The organism is Baekduia sp. (assembly GCF_035318805.1).
Lineage (GTDB): Bacteria > Actinomycetota > Thermoleophilia > Solirubrobacterales > Solirubrobacteraceae > Baekduia.
This window is the reverse complement of sequence record NZ_DATHDY010000017.1, coordinates 35742-53371: the sequence shown is the minus strand read 5'-3', so window position 1 is coordinate 53371 and position 17630 is coordinate 35742. Positions and strand designations below refer to the sequence as shown.

Genomic DNA, 17630 nt, shown 5'->3' with positions numbered 1-17630 from the left:
TCAGCGGTTGCCCCACAGCACGTAGGACTCGCCGGGCAGCGCCCGGCTGCGCCCCGAGTCCTTGGTGTCGCTCTCGCCGATCTTGCGGAGGTCCTGCACCCATCCGTAGTGGCGCAGGAAGACGTCGTCGTCGAGCTCCATGGGCTCCTCGAGCGTGGGCTCGTGGTAGTGGACGTGCATCCGGAAGGCGCCGCCGGGACGCAGAACGCGGCGGATCTCCTGCGCCGTCGCGGCGAAGTCGTCGACGTGGTCGATGGCGTTGACCGACACCACCGCGTCGAAGTGGGCGTCGGGGAAGGGCATGCGCTCGGCGCGCGCGTTGTGGTAGGTGAAGCCCATCGTGCTCCACAGCTTCAGAGGGAAGCCGACCGAGGCGTAGCCGTCGGCGAGCGGATCGATGCCGTGGAGCTCCGCCCCGCGGAACGCCAGCATGCTCGGAGCGGGCCCGCAGCCCACGTCCAGCACGCGCATGCCGCGGAACGCATACGGGTGCAGCGCCAGGTCGGTGAGGTACTTGGGCTCCTGATAGACGCGGGAGAAGGTGACGGCGGCGTTCGTGCGCAGGTCGTAGTGGGTGGTCCGCTCCTCGGCGGCGGGCGGCTTGACGTCGCCCTTCAGCGCCTCACCCGCGTACCACCGCTCCCACGAATCCAGCGTCTCGCGCCAGAAGCGCAACTCGGCGTCGTACTTGGCGCCGGAACCCGGCTCGGGCGGCGCCGTGACGGGGGCCGAGGCCGACGTTCCGGCGAACAGCAGCGTCGGGACCGTCACCGGCGCGCCGACGGTCGCCAGCAGCAGCACCTCGGAGACCAGGAGCGGGGTGACGTCGGCGGCGCCGACGAGATCCACCTCGACGTCGGAGCCCTGCATCGCGACGGACAGGAGCTCCGCGGCATGCGACAGCCGCTCCGGCGGGACGGCGATGATGAACTCGTCCGCCACCGCGGCGGCGGCCAGCCGCTCGATCTGCGCGACCAGCGCCGCGGCCGTGGAGGCGTCGAGCGCGACGGTGGACACGATCCGGCAGGGCGGCCGGACGCCGAGGCGGCGAAGCTCGGCGTCGAGTCCGTCCGGACCCGTGACGGCGAGATGGCCGGGGGCCGCGAGGACGAACGGCGGTGCGGTCATGCGGGCAGGCTATGTGACCTTCCGGCGCCGCGGCTCAATGCCTGGTACGGGTGGACGACCACCCAGGATGTGACGTCCCTTCTCCGCACCAGGGCGGCCGCGTGAGCCGCCGTCTGCGCATCGGCGTGCTCGGGCCCCCGCCCGTCGAGGACGAGCTCCATGCCCAGCAGGTGACCTACCAGGACGCCCAGTTCCTGGCCATGCGCGAGCACGCCGACGTGGTCTTCGGCCCCGAGGCGCTCGCGGGCATCCAGGACCACGACGCGGTGATCGCCTTCGACGAGCGCCAGCTGCTGATCGACCTGGCGCCGTCGCTGCCGCGCCGGCTGCAGCCGCTGCTCGTGTTCGTCACGCATGACTACTGGTGCCATCCCGTCGCGGTGGCCGAGCTCCTGAGCGGCTACGAGCGCGTGCTGAGCGTGGTCCGGCACGCCGGCGCGCAGCGGCTCTACGGCCTCCTGATGCCCGAGGTCCCGTGCAGCGTCCAGCGGCCCGGCGTCGACACGGACCTGTACCGCCGCGCCACGACGCCCAAGCAATGGGACATCCTGATCTCCGGCCGCGAGACCGACGACTACCCGGTCCGCCGGCGGCTCAACGCCGTGGTGCGCGACCAGGCGCAGCGGCGAGGGTGGAAGGTGCTCGACCTGCCGCGGCAGGTCGGGGCCCCTCATGGCGGCTATGCCGAGACGCTCGCCTCGGCGAAGGTCTCACCCACCGGCACGCCACGCGGCGGCCTCGGGGCCCAGCTGGTCCTGCAGTACGTCGACGCGTCGACCGGCCGGCTGGACCTGGCCGCCGACGCCCCGGGTCTCGCGGGCGACCCGTTCTACTCCTACGACCTGCCCGCCGTCGCGGTGCGGAGCTTCCCGGTCGGCGGCCCGCCGCCGCGCTACCTGGAGTCCATGGCGTGCGGGACGCTGCTGGTCGGCGACCTGCCGGCGGGCGACGACTGGTACCGCGACAAGATGGTGCCCGTGTCGCTGGGCGACAGCGACGAGCAGCTCGGCGACCTCATCGACCACTGGGTGCGCAGCGACGCTGAGCGCGAGCGTCTCTGTGACCACGCCTATACGGAGACGATGCGCACCGAGACGACGCGCCTGCGCGCCGCCGAACTCGTGGAGCTCATCCGTGGGCACTGCTGAGCTCGGCCTGGCGGGGCCCGGGCAGCACGCCTTCGCCGGGGCGTTCGAGCCGGCGTCCGCTGCCGGGGTGAGCGCCGGCTGGATCGCCTTTCCCGCCGGGCGGCGCGCGCGGCACGCCGGCGCCCCACCGAGCATGACGCTGTGCCTGGTCCTGCAGGACGGAGGCGCTGCGGCGCAGGCCCGGCTGGAGCAGGCACGCGCGCTGGCGCCGGAGGACGGCGAGATCCTCGCGCTCGATGCCGGGTCGCGCGACTGGACGCTGTCGCGGTGCCTGCGCGCCGCGGTCGAGGACGAGCGCGTCGTGGTCCTCCGGGCGCCGGCCGGCCGAGGCAGCGGTGAGCTGGTGGCCGACGCGCTGGTGCTGGCGTCCGCGCCGTTGGTGCTGATCGCGGGCCCGGACGTCCAGCTGCTGCCCGACGCGGTCGCGGTCCTCTCCGACGCGCTGACGGCCGCGCCGGCGGCTGTCGCGGCGGTCGCGGGCGTCGTGCGGCAGCGCCCGGGTGACGCGCCGGTCGCCGGGCCACCGTGGAGCGGCGCCGGCTACGTCGCCGGGCCCGACGCGGTCGCGGCCGCGCTGACCGCGTCCGAAGAGGCGTTGGCCACGTGCCCCGCGCTCGTCCGCACGGACGCGCTGGAGCCGCTCCGTTGCCGTGGGATACGAGACGTGCTGCTCGGCGTGGCCCTCGCCGGCGACGTCGTCGGCGTGCCGCAGGCCCTGGCCGTCGGCCCCGGCGCCGATCCTCACCCGCGCCCGGCGGGGCCCTGCGTCGCGGCCGCCGTCCGCACCGCGGATCTGGTCGCCGGGCGCTCCAGCGACCGGCTGGTCCTGGCGGTCGCCGCGCGGGCGCTGGCCGCGGAGCTGGCCGGAGCCCCCGCGCTCGCTCCCGCAGACCTCGCGCTGGCCGCAGGAGCGCTCGGCCGTCTCGGTCGGGCCGCCGCCGATGCCGGCACCGGTGCCGTCGACGTCCGGGGGTTCCGCCCGGGCCTCGTGCCCCTGCCGCTCGTCGTCCGCACGTTCACCATCCTGTGCCGGTTCGCTTGGAGCGGCGCGCCCCCTGCCGGGCTCGAGGGCCTGCTGCAGGCCTACCTCGAGGTCTTCGACGCCGACCGCGACGTCTCGCTCCTGCTCGCGCCGGTCTTCGAGGGCGACGCCGGCGGTGCGAGCCTCGAGGGCTGGCTCGTCGGGCTCATCACGGGCCGACTGGGCCGAACGCTGGAGGACATCCCCGACATCCTCGTCGAGGTCGCGCCGCTGGATCCAGATGGCCGGGCGGCCCTGATCGCCGTCGCCGACTGCGTGGCGATCCCGAAGGACGCCGGATCGTCCGACGTGCTGGAGGCGCTGGCCTGCGGGCTCGCGGTGCTCGGCGCGCCGGACGGCTGGGTGACCGAAGCGACGGGCTTCCCGGGGACCGATGACGATCTCGGGTCGCGGCTGCGCGCGGCGGCCGCGGACCCGGCCGGATGCGCCGCCCGCGGCGCCCGAGGACGCGCCCGCGTCCTCAGGAACTCCACGTAGGAGCGTGGGTCCCTAACCCGCCGCGGGTTTCGCCCCCTGGGCGAAGACCCGCAAGGGAACCTGGCCCTCTGGGCCAGTGTTCCCCTCAGCGCCTCAGCGCCCGAACGCCCGGATCTGCCCGAGCGTCGTGGCTCGCACGTCCTCGCCGTCGCGGTAGGCGCGGTACCAGTCGGCGGTGCGCCGCAGGCCCTCGGCGAGGTCCCAGGGCGGGCTCCAGCCCAGGCGCGCGCGGGCCAGCGACGAGTCGAGCTTGAGCCAGTGCGCCTCGTGCGGATGCGGCCCGGGATCGACCTCGCGGGGCAGGTCTCCGTCCCACAGCTCGCCGATGCGGTCGACGATCCACCCCACGGGGCGCGCGTCCTCGTCGGCCGGTCCGAAGTTCCAGCCCTGCGCGGCGCCGCGGTCCTCCCACGCGCGCTCGGCCAGGCGCAGGTACCCGCTGAGCGGGTTGAGGACGTGCTGCCACGGCCGGACCGCCGCGGGGTTGCGGATGCGGATCGGCGCGCCGGCCAGCGCGGCGCGGAAGATGTCGGGCACCAGGCGGTCCTCGCCCCAGTCGCCGCCGCCGACGACGTTGCCGGCGCGGGCGCTGGCGACGGCGGGCGCGCCCTCGGCGGCGAAGTACGAGGAGCGGTAGGCGGCGGTGACGAGCTCGGCCGCGCCCTTGGAGCTCGAGTACGGGTCGTGGCCGCCCATCGGCTCGTCCTCCCGGTAGCCCCAGACCCAGTCGCGGTTCTCATAGCACTTGTCCGAGGTGACGACGATCGCCACGCGGAGGTCGTCGCCGGGGGCGCGGCGCACGGCGTCGAGGACGTTGACCGTGCCCATGACGTTGACCGCGTAGGTCTCCACGGGGTCGCGGAACGAGCGTCGGACCATCGGCTGCGCGGCCAGGTGCAGGACGACCTCGGGGCGCGCGTCGGCGACCGCCGCCGCGACGCGCCCGGCGTCGCGCACGTCGGCGGTCACGTGCTCGACGGCATCGCCGACGCCGGCCAGCTGGTAGAGCGAGGGGGAGGTCGGGACGCCGTCGGCGAGGCCGACGACCTCGGCGCCCAGCTCGGCGAGCCAGAGCGACAGCCACGCGCCCTTGAACCCGGTGTGGCCGGTCACGAGCACCCGCCGTCCCGCCCAGAAGCGGGCATCGGGAAGGGCAGGGTGCGACGCGGGCATCCGTCGTGTCTTCGCGGCGGGCGCGGGAAGTCCTGGCCCGCCGGAGAGCGCCCGACCTCGACTCTGACCGGGAAGGCGCCCAGAGCGGCAGCTAGGCTTGGCGCCGTGCCGGTACCTCTGTTCGATCCCACCTCGCCGCTCGGACCGCTGCGCGCGGAGATCCGCACCGCGGTGCACCGCGTGCTCGACGCCGGGCAGTTCATCCTCGGTCCGGAGGTCGAGGCCTTCGAGCGCGAGTGGGCGGCCTACCTCGGCGCCGGCCACGCGATCGGCGTCGCGAACGGGACCGAGGCGATCACGATCGCGCTGCGCGCCCTCGGCGTCGGACCGGGCGACGAGGTCGTCGTCCCGTCGTTTACCTTCTGGGCCAGCGCGGAGGCGATCCCGCCGACCGGCGCCACGCCCGTCTTCTGCGACATCGATCCCGACACGATGTGCGTCACGGCCGACACCGTGAAGGCCGCGATGACGCCGCGCACGAAGGCCGTCGTCGCCGTGCACCTGTTCGGCAACCTCGCGCCGGTGCGCGAGATCGAGGCGCTCGGCGTGCCGGTGCTCGAGGACGCCGCGCAGGCCGCGGGCTCCACGTCGGTCGACGGGCGCCCGGGCGCGCTCGGCACGATCGCGACGTTCTCGTTCTACCCGTCCAAGAACCTCGGCGCGTTCGGCGACGGCGGGGCGATCACGACCCGTGACGCGGAGCTCGCCGAGCGCGTCAGGACGCTGCGGTTCCACGGCTCCAAGGACAAGACCGACTACGTCGACATCGGCTACAACAGCCGCCTCGACGAGATGCAGGCCGCGATCCTCCGCGTCCAGCTGCCGCACCTCGACACGTGGGCCGAGGCGCGCGTCGCCGCGGGCGACCGCTACGCGGAGGCGCTGGAGGGCGTCGTCACGCTGCCGGTCGCGGCGCCGGGCTGCCTGCCCGCGTGGCACCTCTACGTCATCCGCCATCCCGATCCCGACACGCTCCTGGCCGCGCTGGCGCAGCAGGGCATCGGCGCGCGGCAGTACTACCGGGAGCCGGTGCACGCCCAGCCGCCGATGGCGCAGTGGGCGCCCAAGCACGAGCTGCCGGCGACCGCCGAGGCGGCGCGCACGCACCTGGCGATCCCGATGTCGGCCGCGCTGGACGGCGAGCAGGTCGCCGCGGTCGCCGCCGCGATCCGCGGCGCCGTCCCGGCGGCGCGCTGACGCGTTGAAGGTCTGGTTCGACCTCACCAACAGCCCGCACGTCCTCGTCCTGCGGCCGCTGATCGAGGCGCTGCAGGCCGACGGGGCCGAGGTGGCGGTGACCGCGCGCGACTTCGCGCAGACGGTCGCGCTGTGCGAGCGCTTCGGGATCGACTGCGAGGTCATCGGCCGCCACCGGGGCGCGCGCCTGGGCGCCAAGGCGATCGGCCTGGCGGATCGCTCGGTGGCGCTGGCGCGCTTCGCCCGCGGCCGCGGGTTCGACCTGGCGATCGGCCACGGCTCCAACGACGTGACGGTCGCCGCGTTCGCGCTGCGCATCCCGCGCTCGACGATGTTCGACTACGAGTGGGCGACGGTGCAGCACACGGTCAACTGCCGCCTGGGCAACGCGGTCGTCGTGCCGGAGGCGATCCCGCCGCAGCGGCTGGACCGCTACGGCGCGCGCGGCAAGCTCCAGCGCTACGCGGGGCTCAAGGAGGAGTACTACCTCTCGGACTTCACGGCCGACCCCGCGGTGCTCGACGAGCTCGGGCTCGACCCGGCCCAGCCGGTGGCGGTCGTCCGCACGCCGCCGTCGGTGTCGCTCTACCACCGCTTCGAGAACGACCTCTTCGGGTCGGTGCTCCTGGCGCTCCGCGACCAGGCGCAGGTGGTCGTGCTGCCCCGCGTCGCCGAGCAGCGCGCCGAGCTGGAGCGCGCCGGCGGCTTCGTGATCCCCGAGCGGGCCATCGACGCGCAGTCGCTGATCGCGTTCTCCGACGTCGTCGTCAGCGCGGGGGGGACGATGAACCGCGAGGCCGTTGCGCTCGGGACGCCGGTGTACACGACCTTCGAAGGACGCCTCGGCGCGGTCGACGAGCGGCTGATCGCCGAGGGCCGGATGCGCAAGCTCGAGTCGGCCGACGAGGTCCAAGTGGCCAAGCGCGCGCCGGGCGCGGCGACCGACCGCGTCCGCCGCGATCCACGGGAGCTGCTGGCGCTGGCGATGGCGCCGCTGGGCTGAGCGCCCGCGCCCGCCCTACGCGGCCTGCGGGCGTCTGTGGCGTTCCGCTCGGGCGCTGGTCGTGCCGCGGCGCGCGGTCCGTTGGCAATGACGGAGAGGCAGTGAGCGAGGGCGCCGGCGCCGCGGGTCGTCCTCGGCGCCTCTTTGGGATCCGGGTCGCCTGACGCTGAACTATTCATCACGAAGCGACCCGGACCAGTGGCGCGCGGCAATTCACGCCCGAACGATCCCCTCGCCCTACGCCGCCTGCGGGCCCCGGCGCAGCGCCGGGCGGTGCGCGACGAGCTCGATGCGCTTCAGGATCGCCAGCGCCGCCTCCTGGCAGGCGATCGCCATGCCGATGCCGACCTCGGGGGCCGTGCGGCGCTCGTGGTAGCGCAGGAAGGCCGCGGCCTGGGTGACGGCGGGATCCTCGAAGGGGAGGGCGACGCGCTGGGCGATCGACTCGTGGCGCCCGGCCGTGGTGTCGGTGCTGCGGACGGCGACGATCGTGCCGGCGTCGAGGTCGGCGGTGATCTCGGCCTGGGTCGTGGTGACCCGGAGGCGGCGCAGGCGGGTGCCCCCGGCCCGGGAGGCGACGAGCGAGGCGACGAGGTCGTCCTCCATCACGAGCAGGGCGTGGGCGTGGTCGAGGGGGCCGCTGCGACGCACGCGCCGGCCGGCGGCCTGCGTGGCGGCGATCGGCTCGCCGGTCAGGGCGAGCACGAACTGCAGGTCGCGCTGCATGAGGTCCTGCACGACGTCGAGCTCGGGCGTCGGGCCGCCGACGACCACCGGATCCATCCGCTCGGCGTGGACGGCGACCAGCGTCTGGTTGGCGACGAGCGTGCGCAGCTCGCGCACGGTCGGGTCGAAGTGCTCGTCGTAGGCCACCATCGCGACGGGCCGGCGCGGGGCGCGCACGATCGCCGACAGCAGGCCGTGGGCCAGGTCGACGGTGGTCGCCAGCGGCGGCTCGATCAGGACGTCCAGGCCCTGCTCCAGCGCGGCGCGGGCCAGCGAGGGCCGCGATTCGACCGTCCCGGCGACGATCGCGACGTGGGCCTCCTGGAACGCCGGCTCGAGCTCTTCGAGCAGCGGGACGCCCAGGGTCATGGCGAGCTTGCGGGCCGCTTCGGGGTCCGGGTCGTAGACGCCCGCGACGAGGCAGCGGTCAGCGAGCACCCGGAACGCGCGCGCGTGTCGCTCGCCGGCCAGGCCGGCGCCGAGGACGATGGCCCTCACCATGTCCCGAGTGATCGGTTTGGCGTCCGGTGCCTTGAGACCGGGCGTCTCCCTACAATGCGGCCGATGCGGCGCGCTGCCGGCCCGGCACGGCCGAGGCCACTTCTACCATGAGCCGGATGCGCCAACGCGTGCGTTCGGCGGCGCTCCCCCTCCATCGCCATTCGCTGCCCCAGCTGGGCATCGACGCGGCGCTGGTCGCGCTCGCCTACCTCCTGGCCTTCCGGCTGCGGTTCGACGGCGGGATCCCCGACGACTTCGGCGATCTCCTCGCCGCGACGCTGCCCTACGTCGTCGCCGCGAGCCTGCTGATCTTCACGCTCTTCGGCCTGTACGAGAAGTTCTGGCGCTACGTCGGCCAGCGCGACTACGTGAAGATGCTGCAGGCCGTCGTCGTCACGACGCTGTTCGTGCCGGCGTTCAACGCGCTGGCGCATCCGAAGACCATCCACTCCGGCCGCGGCGAAGTCACGCTGAGCGTCCCGACCGGCGTCCTGGGCTCGTTCTTCCTGCTCACGCTCGTGTTCATCGGCGGCAGCCGGTTCATCGCGCGCACGGTCTACGAGCGCCCGCTCAGCGGCTTCCGCCCGCGCCCCGGCGCCCGCCGCGTGCTGATCATCGGCGCCGGCGACGGCGGCCGCCTCGTCCTGCGCGAGATCATCCGCAACCCCGAGCTGGGCCTCAGCCCGGTCGGCTTCGTCGACGACGACCCGACCAAGCACCGCATGCGCATCGACGGCGTGCGCGTCCTGGGCCGCACCGACGAGCTGGCGCGCATCCTCGACGAGGCCGAGCCCGACGAGGTCACGATCGCGATCCCGTCGGCCCCCGGCACGCTGCGCGCCCGCGTCGTCTCGGCCTGCCGCGCGCGCGGCATCGCGGTCCGCACGCTGCCGACGGTCTTCGAGCTGCTGCAGACCGGCGGCGTCAACGTCGTGCGCCAGGCCCGCCCGGTCGAGGTCGAGGACATCCTCGGGCGCGAGCCCGTGCGCATGGAGCTCGATCGCGTCGGGCGCTACCTCGAGGGCGAGACCGTCATGGTCACCGGCGCCGGCGGGTCGATCGGCTCCGAGCTCTGCCGCCAGATCTCGCGCGTCGCGCCGCGCAAGCTGATCCTGCTCGACCACGCCGAGGACAACCTCTTCCGCATCCAGCGCGAGCTGGAGGACGACCGCCACGTCCATCCTTCGACGCTGGCCGTCGTGCTCGCCGACTGCAAGGAGGGCGAGCGGATGCGCGAGGTGTTCGCCGAGCACCGCCCGACCGTCGTCTTCCACGCCGCCGCCTACAAGCACGTCGGGCTGATGGAGCTCAACCCCGTCGAGGCCGTCCGCAACAACGCGCTGGCGACCCGGCTGCTGGCGCGCGTCGCCGGCGAGCACGAGGTCAAGCGCTTCGTGCAGGTCTCGACCGACAAGGCCGTCACGCCCGCGACCGTGATGGGCGCGTCCAAGGCGCTGGCCGAGTTCGCCGTCGAGGCCGCGCAGACGCGCTGGCCGAACACGCGCTTCGCGATCGTGCGCTTCGGCAACGTGCTCGGCTCGTCGGGCTCGGTGGTCCCGATCTTCCGCCGCCAGATCGCGCTCGGCGGCCCGCTGACCGTCACCGACCGGCGCATGACGCGCTACTTCATGACGATCCCGGAGGCCGTGCAGCTGGTCATCCGCTCCGGATCGCTCGGGACGGGCGGCGAGATCTTCGTGCTCGAGATGGGCGAGCCGGTGTCGATCTGGCAGCTGGCCGAGACGATGATCGAGCTGTCGGGCCTGCGGCCCGGCGAGGACATCGCGATCGAGGAGGTCGGCCGCCGGCCGGGGGAGAAGCTCCACGAGGAGCTGTTCAACCCCTACGAGCGCACGCAGCCCACGCCGGCCGACAAGATCCTGCGCGCCGACCGCGACCGGCTCGACACCGACACGGTCGAGACCATGTTCGACGAGGTGGGCCTGCTGGTCCTCGAAGGCGACGCGGCGGCCCTCGCGGCCAAGGTCGCCGAGCTCACCGAGATGCGCGGCGTGGCCGCCGACGACAGCACCACATCCGGAACGAACCGGGCCGTTCTCTAGCATGGCGCCCTGCATGACGTCGATCCTCGCTCTGTCGGTCACCGCCAAGATCGAGCAGTACGGCGCCTACGCCGGCTTCGCAGCGGTGCTCGGCCTCGCTGTGCTCTCCCTCCTGTACTTCGCGCAAGCGCGCGAGGTCAAGCGCCTGCGCGAATGGGCCGGCCGTGCGCCCGAGCGCGCCGCCGACCTGCAGGATCGGGTGCAGAGCGCGGCCCAGCAGCGCGTCGCGCAGCCCCCGCCCGCGCAGCCGCGTCCCGTGGGCCCGGTGCCCGCCGCGGGCGCCGCGGCGCGGCCCGCGGCCGCCACGCCCGCCGGCCAGGCCCAGGGCCTGCCCGCCGGCGCGCCCGCCGCAGCGGCCGCGGCAGCGACCGCCGCCGGAGCCGCCGGCACGGCCACCGCGACGCCTGGCGCTCCCGCCGCGCCCGCGCCCGGTGCCGGCCAGCCCACCACCGTCCAGCCCGCGGCCAACGGCGCCGGCACGGGCACCGCCGCCCCGCCGCCCAAGCCCGGCCAGCCGCTGCGCGTCCCGGGCTCCGCCGCGACGCCGCCGCCGCGCGCGGGCGCGGGCGCGGGCGCCGTCCCCGAGCCCGAGAAGCACCGCCGGTCGATCTGGGCGATCCTCGGCGCGGTCGCCGCGCTCGTCGTCGTCGGCGTCGGGCTCGTCGTCGTCGTCTTCGGCGTCGGCGGTGGCGGCAGCGGCACGGTCGCCAACACGATCGGCACGCCCGGCCAGAGCGCGTCGACGACCGCCGGCAGCGGGTCCAAGACGACCAAGAGCGGCACGCCGACCGCGACGCCCAAGCCCGGCACCTACACCGTCGCCGTCCTGAACGGCACCGCCGTCCCCGGCCTGGCGCGCGGCGTCGCCAACCGCCTGCAGAACGCCAAGTTCAAGATCGGCAACGTCACGAACGCGGCCGACCAGAGCCGCTCGGCGACGCTGGTCGAGTACGCGCCCGGCCACCTGGCGGAGGCGCAGGCCGTCGCCAAGGCCATCGACGTCGGCAAGGACGCGGTCCAGGCCGTCGACCCGGGGTCGCGCGCGATCGCCGGCGACCAGGCCAGCGTGGTCGTCATCGTCGGTGCCGACCAGAACACCTCGCCGCAGACGCAGCCCTAGTCGCGCTCTGAGCCGTGGCCGGGTTCCTCGACCTCCCCGAGCGCAGCGTCAAGCCGCGCGACCGCGGCCTGACGCACGTGCTCGACAAGGGCCTGTCGACCGCGCAGGTCGACGGCCTCATGGAGGTCGCCGGCGCGGCCGTCGACATCGTCAAGCTCGGCTGGGGGACGGCGCTGGTCACCGGCAACCTCGAGGCCAAGCTCGCCCGCTACCGGGCCCACGACGTGCCGGTCGTCCTCGGCGGGACGCTCACCGAGATCGCGCTGCGCGACGGGCGTATCGAGGGCCTGATCGCGTGGTGTCGCGAGCTGGGCATCGCCCACGTCGAGGTCAGCGACGGCACGATCGACCTCGACACGGCCCGCAAGCGCGAGATCGTGGCGCGACTCTCGCGCGAGTTCACGGTCTTCTCCGAGGTCGGCTCCAAGGACGACGAGCGGATCATGGCGCCCTATCGCTGGGTCGAGGAGATCCAGGCCGAGCTGGAGGCGGGCGCCTGGAAGGTCATCGCCGAGGCGCGCGAGTCCGGCACCGCCGGGATCTTCCGGCCCGACGGCGAGGTCCGCATGGGCCTGATCGACGAGATCGCGCACGCGATCGATCCCGCGCAGCTGATCTTCGAGGCGCCGCAGCGCGCCCAGCAGGTGTGGTTCATCCGCCGCTTCGGCAGCGAGGTGAACCTCGGCAACATCGCGCCCGACGACGTCCTGTCGCTCGAGACCCTGCGCCTCGGCCTGCGCTCCGACACGATGGACCGGGGCACATGATCGCGCTCGCCCGCCACGGCGAGACCGACTACAACGCCGTGCGCCGCTTCCAGGGCCACCTCGCGGTGTCGCTGAACGAGCGCGGACGCGAGCAGGCGCAGGAGCTCGCCCGCCTCGCCGCGCAGCACGAGTGGGCGGCGCTCATCTGCTCGCCGCTGGCCCGCGCCCGCGAGACCGCCGACATCGTCGGCGCCGCGATCGGCCATCACCCCGAGGAGGACGCGCGCTTCGCCGAGACCGACCGCGGCGACTGGACCGACCTCTCGTTCGACGACGTCGCGGCCGCCGAGCCCGAGCTCTTCGCGGCCTACCAGCGCGCCGATCCGGCCTTCACGTTCCCCGGCGGCGAGTCGTTCGCCCACCAGCAGCTGCGCGTGATGGAGGGCATCGACGCCGCCCATCAGGGCCCGCGCCCCGTCCTGATCGTCACCCATCGCGGGTCGATCCGCCTCGCGCTGGCGGTGCTGCACGGCGACGAGTCGCACCGCAGCGCCGAGGTCCCGAACGGGTCGCTCGTGGAGCTCCCATGAGGCGGGCGGGCGTGATCGTCTTCGGAGTCCTTGTCGCCGCGACCTTCGCGGCGTTCTTCGTGGCGCAGCGGCTGAAGAGCAGCCCGAGCGTCGTGCAGTCGCTGAGCTTCGAGACCCGCGGCACGGGCAACGTCTTCTCGCCCAACGGCGACGGCCGGCGCGATCGCGTCCGCGCGGGTCTGACGCTCGAGGACGCCGACCACGTGACGCTGACCTGGATGGACAGCAACGGCGACCCGGTCAGGACCGTCGTCGACGACCGGCCGGTCGCCGCCCACAAGCGACTGTGGGGCGTGCCGTGGGACGGCACCGACGACGACGGCAAGCCGGTGCCCGACGGCCGGTACAAGCTGCGCATCACGCTGCGCGACCAGGGCCGGACGATCGTGCCGACGACGTCGGTGCTCAAGGACACCAAGGCGCCGCAGCCCAAGGTGCTGTCGATCGGCCCGCGCAGGGAGTACGGGCCCGAGCTGATGCCCGAGCCCGGCGGCGCGCTGGCGCGCGTGCACTTCGGCCCGGCGCTCGACCACGCCAGGATCCACGTGTTCCGCACGGCGCCCGGCACGCCGCGCGAGGTCCTGGTCGCCGACCTGCGCCCGGGCCAGAAGGAGTGGGACTGGGACGGGACGACCGCGGCCGGACGGCGGGTCTCGCCCGGCACCTACCTCGTGGTGCCCGAGTGGCGCGACCTGGCCGGCAACGTCGGCACGGGCGTCCCGCTGGACCGGGCGGGCCTGCCGATCCTGAAGCCCGCCACCCGGCTGCCCGGCCGCGGGGGCATCACCGTGCGCTACATCGGCGCGCAGCCGCCCGTGACCCCGGCCAAGGCGCGCGAGCGCGTCGAGGTTCAGGTCGACGCGCGCCAGGAGCGCTACTCGTGGCAGCTGCGCCGCCTCGGCGAGTCGGAGGTGCGTGCGCAGTCGACCAAGCCGAAGACCAAGACCAAGGTCGTGTTCCAGGCGCCCGGCGGCAACTCGGGGCTCTACGTCTTCGAGGCGCACACGGGCACCCACAGCACGCGCATCGTGCTGCCCGTGCAGGCGCGCCGCCCGGTCGCCGGCACGGTCGCCAAGCCGCGTGGCGTGCTGGTCGTGCTGCCCTACACGACCTGGCAGGGGCTCAACCCCGCCGACGACGACGGCGACGGCGCGCCCAACACGCTCGCCCTCGGCGGCCCGGCGCGCTTCTTCCGCGTGATGGCCGGCAACGGCCTGCCGCAGGGCTTCACCGAGCAGGAGGGCCCGCTGCTGGGCTGGCTGGACCGCAGCGGCCGCCGCTACGACATCACGACCGACCTCGCGCTCGTGCTCGGCAAGGGCCCCCGGCTGACCGGCCACCAGGGCGTGCTGATCCCCGGCGACGCCCGCTGGCTGCCCGCCCGGGTCCGGACCGACCTGCGGACGTTCGCGCGCCGTGGCGGCACGGTCGTCTCGACCGGCACCGACAGCCTGCGGCGCTCCGTGCGCGTCGACGCCGCCAAGGCGCGGTTCGAGGCACCGACCGCCGAGCGCGCCACCGACCTCTTCGGGGCTCGCCTGCGTCCCGTCGTGACCCACAAGACCGACCTGGAGGTCTTTCAGGAGGACCCGAAGGTCGACCTCTTCGCCGACGGCCCCGGCCTCTTCGCCGGCGTCCCCGCCTGGGAGCAGACCGACCGCGTCGGCGCCGACGCCGACCTGCTCACCAACGCGGTGACGCAGGATCCGCCCGGCAAGTGGGTCGTCGTCGCGTCGAGCTTCGGCAAGGGCCTGGTCATCCGGCCCGGCTTCCCGAGCTTCGCGCAGCGCCTCGCCTCGGACACCGACCCCGCCACCAATGCGTTGATGGCCCGGATGTGGACGCTCCTCTCCCGCTGATCCTCTGCGCCCTGCTCGCCGCCGGCGCCGTGCTGCTGCCGGCCGCCCGCCTGCGCGCGCTCGCGACGCTCGGCGCGCTGATCCTCGCGCCCGTCCTGCTGGTCGCAGACATCTGGGACACCGAGCAGGTGCGCCCGCTGCGCGACCATCCGTCGGTCGCGGTGGCCGGCGCGGTCGCGGCGATCGGCGCCCTCGCGGGGCTCGCGCTGCTGATCGACCGCAGGCCCGCCGCGTTCCCGATCGCGGCCGCGGCGGCGCTGCCGTTCCGCGTGCCGATCGCCTCCGGCGGCTCGACCGCGAACCTGCTGGTCCCGCTCTACCTCGTCGTCGGCGCGGGCGCGCTGGCCTACGCGATCCCCCGGCTGCTCGGCGCCAAGGGCGACGAGCGCGAGCGCCGCCCGACCTTGTTGGAGTGGTTGATCGCCGGCTCGGTCGTGCTGTACGCGGTGCAGTCGGCCTACTCCGACGACTTCGGCAAGGCGCTGGAGAACGTCGTCTTCTTCTACGTGCCGTTCGCGCTGCTGTTCGCCCTGCTGGCGCGGATCCGCTGGACCACGCGCCTGGCCGTGGAGGTCCTCGGCGTGCTGGCGGCGCTCGCGCTGGCGTTCGCCGGGATCGGCTTCGTCGAGTACGCGACGCGCCACCTGCTGCTGAACCCCAAGGTCATCGCGTCCAACCAGTTCGAGTCCTACTTCCGCGTCAACTCGCTCTTCTTCGACCCCAACATCTACGGGCGCTTCCTGGCGATCGTGATGCTCGGCGTCGCCACCGTGCTGCTGTGGGCCAGGCGCCCGCGCGAGGTGTGGGGCGCCGCGATCGTGCTGGGGATCCTGTGGGCCGGCCTGGTCCTCACGCTCTCGCAGTCGAGCTTCGCGGCGCTGCTGCTCGGCCTGCTCGTCCTGGCCGGCGCGCGCTGGAGCCCGCGCTGGGCGGTCGGCGTCGGCGCCGCGGCGCTGGTGCTCGGCGCGGTCTTCGTGCTCGCCGCGCCGTCGGTGCTGCACCTGGACCTCAACAGCTCGAAGTCGGCCGACAGCGCCACCAGCGGCCGCTACGACCTGGTCAAGGGCGGCGTCAACCTGTTCGCCGACCAGCCGCTGGAGGGCCACGGCTCCGGCTCGTTCTCGCGCGCCTACCGCCGCGCGGAGAAGGGCTCGGCCGAGAAGGCGGTCTCGGCGTCGCACACGATCCCGGTGACCGTCGCCGCCGAGCAGGGGCTCCCGGGCCTGCTGGTCTACCTCGCGCTGCTGGTCGCCGGGCTCGTCACGCTCTTCCGTGGGGTGCGGGGCGATCCGGTGCGCGCGGCGGTCGCCGCCGCGTTCGCGGCGCTCGTGCTGCATACCTGGAGCTACGCGTCGTTCCTGGAGGACCCGCTCACGTGGGCGCTGCTGGGCATGGGCCTGGCGCTCGCGCTGCGCGCGCGGTCCGGCGAGCGCGAGGGCGCCGCCGTGCGGGTGGGCCCGAGCGCGGCGCCCGCGCGGACGCCCACCGTATGAGCACCCGCCGGACCGAGCTGCTCGCCGTGGGCGGGCTGGCGCTGATCGGCGTGCTGTTCTGGGCGCTCGTCCCGACCTATCCGAACTACGACGCGTACTACCACCTGGACTGGGGCCGCGAGATCGTCGGCGGCCGGCTGCCGACGTTCGAGGCCTACCAGGCGCCCACCGAGCATCCGCTGTACCTCGCGCTGTGCGCGGTCCTCGGCCTGCTCGGGGAGCACGCCGATCGCGCGCTGGTGCTCTTCACCGTGCTGTGCCACGTCGCGTTCACGTACGCCGTCTACCGGCTCGGGGCGGCGATCTGGGACCGCCGCGCCGGCGTGGCCGCGGCGCTGCTGGCCGGATCGTCGTTCGCGCTGCTGCTCTACGCCGCCCGCGCCTACGTCGACGAGCCGTTCCTGGCCCTCGTGCTGTGGGCCGGCGCGCTCGAGGCCGAGAAGCCGCGCCGCGAGGGGATCGTCTGGGCGCTGCTGGTCCTCGCCGGCCTGCTGCGCCCCGAGGCCTGGATCCTGGGCGGGCTCTACTGGCTGTGGCTGGGCCGCGGGCGGGCGCCGGGCCCGCTGAGCCGCCTGCCGCTGGTGGTCGCCGCGCCGCTGGTCTGGTGCGCCGTCGACGCCGTGGTCACCGGCGATCCGCTCTTCTCGCTGCACAGCACCTCCGACCTCGCCGACGAGCTGAACCGCACGCGCTCGTTCTCAGAAGTCCCGGGCGACTTCGTCTCGTTCCTGGTCGACACCGCGCGCCTGCCGGTCGCGGTCGCCGCCGTCGCCGGCGTCTGGTGGTCTTGGCGGCGGCGCGACGCACGCTCGGTCCACGTGCCGCTGGCGCTGTTCGCCGCCGGCTCGTTCACGTTCTTCGCCACGTCGGTGGCGGGGCTCAGCGTGCTGCCGCGCTACCTCACGGTCCCGGCCGTCGCGCTCTGCCTGCCGGCCGGCTACCTCGTGACGCGGTCGCGCGCGCTGCTGACGGTCGCCGTCGTGGCGGGCCTCGCGTTCGTGGTCGTGCGCGCCGACGCGTTCGACCGTCTCGCCACCGAGCTGCGCTTCATCCGCAGCACCCACGACGACCTGACCGCCGTGCTGCGGACGCCCGCGGTCGCCGCGGCGCGGCGCTGCGGGCCGGTCACGCTGCCCAACTACCGCCTGGTCCCCGATGCGCGCTGGATCCTGGACGCGGGCCAGAAGCAGGTCGGCTCGCGCAGCGCCGTCGAGCGGACGTCCGGCGTCGCGCTGCTGCTCGTCGGCGACAAGCTCCTGCGCCGCTACGGCTTCGCCGACGGGGCGAGCCCGAAGACCAACGCCCCGCCCGACGGCTTCCTGCGCGGACCGATGCGCGGCGGGTTCACGGCGTACGTCGCGTGTCCCGCAGCACCACGAACGTCGGGCTGAAGCCCTCGCCGC

14 protein-coding genes are annotated in these 17630 nt (G+C 74.4%); 11 read left to right on the top strand and 3 right to left on the bottom strand.

The window, feature by feature from the left end; all coding sequences use genetic code 11:
- Complete coding sequence (locus VK501_RS04145; RefSeq protein ID WP_324334931.1) at positions 1 to 1128, bottom strand: class I SAM-dependent methyltransferase; 1128 nt, start codon at positions 1126 to 1128, stop codon at positions 1 to 3.
- A gap of 101 nt (positions 1129 to 1229) precedes the next feature.
- Here VK501_RS04145 and VK501_RS04140 point away from each other — a divergent pair, with 101 nt between their 5' ends.
- Positions 1230 to 2276, top strand: coding sequence for a glycosyltransferase (locus tag VK501_RS04140; protein ID WP_324334930.1), 1047 nt, complete (start codon positions 1230 to 1232; stop codon positions 2274 to 2276).
- Positions 2263 to 3795, top strand: coding sequence for a hypothetical protein (locus tag VK501_RS04135; protein ID WP_324334928.1), 1533 nt, complete (start codon positions 2263 to 2265; stop codon positions 3793 to 3795). Before VK501_RS04140 ends, VK501_RS04135 begins: the two co-directional genes overlap by 14 nt.
- A 93-nt stretch (positions 3796 to 3888) precedes the next feature.
- On the opposite strand, the gene rfbG is transcribed toward VK501_RS04135, so the two are convergent.
- Positions 3889 to 4968: a CDP-glucose 4,6-dehydratase gene (gene rfbG / locus VK501_RS04130; protein ID WP_324334926.1), complete on the bottom strand. Its 1080-nt coding sequence runs from the start codon at positions 4966 to 4968 to the stop codon at positions 3889 to 3891.
- 105 nt (positions 4969 to 5073) lie between these two features.
- Here rfbG and VK501_RS04125 point away from each other — a divergent pair, with 105 nt between their 5' ends.
- Positions 5074 to 6165: a DegT/DnrJ/EryC1/StrS family aminotransferase gene (locus VK501_RS04125; RefSeq protein WP_324334924.1), complete on the top strand. Its 1092-nt coding sequence runs from the start codon at positions 5074 to 5076 to the stop codon at positions 6163 to 6165.
- Between the two features lie 4 nt (positions 6166 to 6169).
- Positions 6170 to 7168, top strand: a complete 999-nt coding sequence (locus tag VK501_RS04120) for a DUF354 domain-containing protein (RefSeq protein WP_324334922.1) — start codon at positions 6170 to 6172, stop codon at positions 7166 to 7168.
- A 237-nt stretch (positions 7169 to 7405) separates the two neighbouring features.
- On the opposite strand, the gene VK501_RS04115 is transcribed toward VK501_RS04120, so the two are convergent.
- Complete coding sequence (locus VK501_RS04115) at positions 7406 to 8395, bottom strand: Gfo/Idh/MocA family protein (protein ID WP_324334920.1); 990 nt, start codon at positions 8393 to 8395, stop codon at positions 7406 to 7408.
- A gap of 116 nt (positions 8396 to 8511) precedes the next feature.
- Between VK501_RS04115 and VK501_RS04110 the strand changes: the two genes are divergently transcribed.
- Genes VK501_RS04110 through VK501_RS04080 form a run of 7 tightly spaced genes read left to right on the top strand, consistent with a single transcriptional unit; the run spans position 8512 to position 17618 of the window.
- Positions 8512 to 10458: a nucleoside-diphosphate sugar epimerase/dehydratase gene (locus VK501_RS04110; protein WP_324334919.1), complete on the top strand. Its 1947-nt coding sequence runs from the start codon at positions 8512 to 8514 to the stop codon at positions 10456 to 10458.
- 13 nt (positions 10459 to 10471) lie between these two features.
- Positions 10472 to 11578 (top strand): LytR C-terminal domain-containing protein, encoded by a 1107-nt coding sequence (locus VK501_RS04105; RefSeq protein ID WP_324334917.1) that lies wholly within the window; start codon positions 10472 to 10474, stop codon positions 11576 to 11578.
- A 14-nt stretch (positions 11579 to 11592) separates the two neighbouring features.
- Positions 11593 to 12345, top strand: coding sequence for a phosphosulfolactate synthase (locus VK501_RS04100; RefSeq protein ID WP_324334915.1), 753 nt, complete (start codon positions 11593 to 11595; stop codon positions 12343 to 12345).
- Entirely contained in the window at positions 12342 to 12875 is a 534-nt protein-coding gene (locus tag VK501_RS04095; protein ID WP_324334912.1) for a histidine phosphatase family protein, read from the top strand. The genes VK501_RS04100 and VK501_RS04095 overlap by 4 nt, the downstream gene beginning before the upstream one ends.
- Positions 12872 to 14734: a FlgD immunoglobulin-like domain containing protein gene (locus VK501_RS04090; RefSeq protein ID WP_324334910.1), complete on the top strand. Its 1863-nt coding sequence runs from the start codon at positions 12872 to 12874 to the stop codon at positions 14732 to 14734. The genes VK501_RS04095 and VK501_RS04090 overlap by 4 nt, the downstream gene beginning before the upstream one ends.
- On the top strand, positions 14713 to 16227 hold the full coding sequence (locus tag VK501_RS04085) for an O-antigen ligase family protein (RefSeq protein ID WP_324334908.1): 1515 nt from the start codon (positions 14713 to 14715) through the stop codon (positions 16225 to 16227). Before VK501_RS04090 ends, VK501_RS04085 begins: the two co-directional genes overlap by 22 nt.
- Positions 16224 to 17618 carry a hypothetical protein gene (locus tag VK501_RS04080; RefSeq protein WP_324334906.1) on the top strand — a complete coding sequence of 465 codons (1395 nt, stop codon included), beginning with the start codon at positions 16224 to 16226 and terminating at the stop codon, positions 17616 to 17618. The genes VK501_RS04085 and VK501_RS04080 overlap by 4 nt, the downstream gene beginning before the upstream one ends.
- The last annotated feature ends 12 nt before the right edge of the window (positions 17619 to 17630 follow it).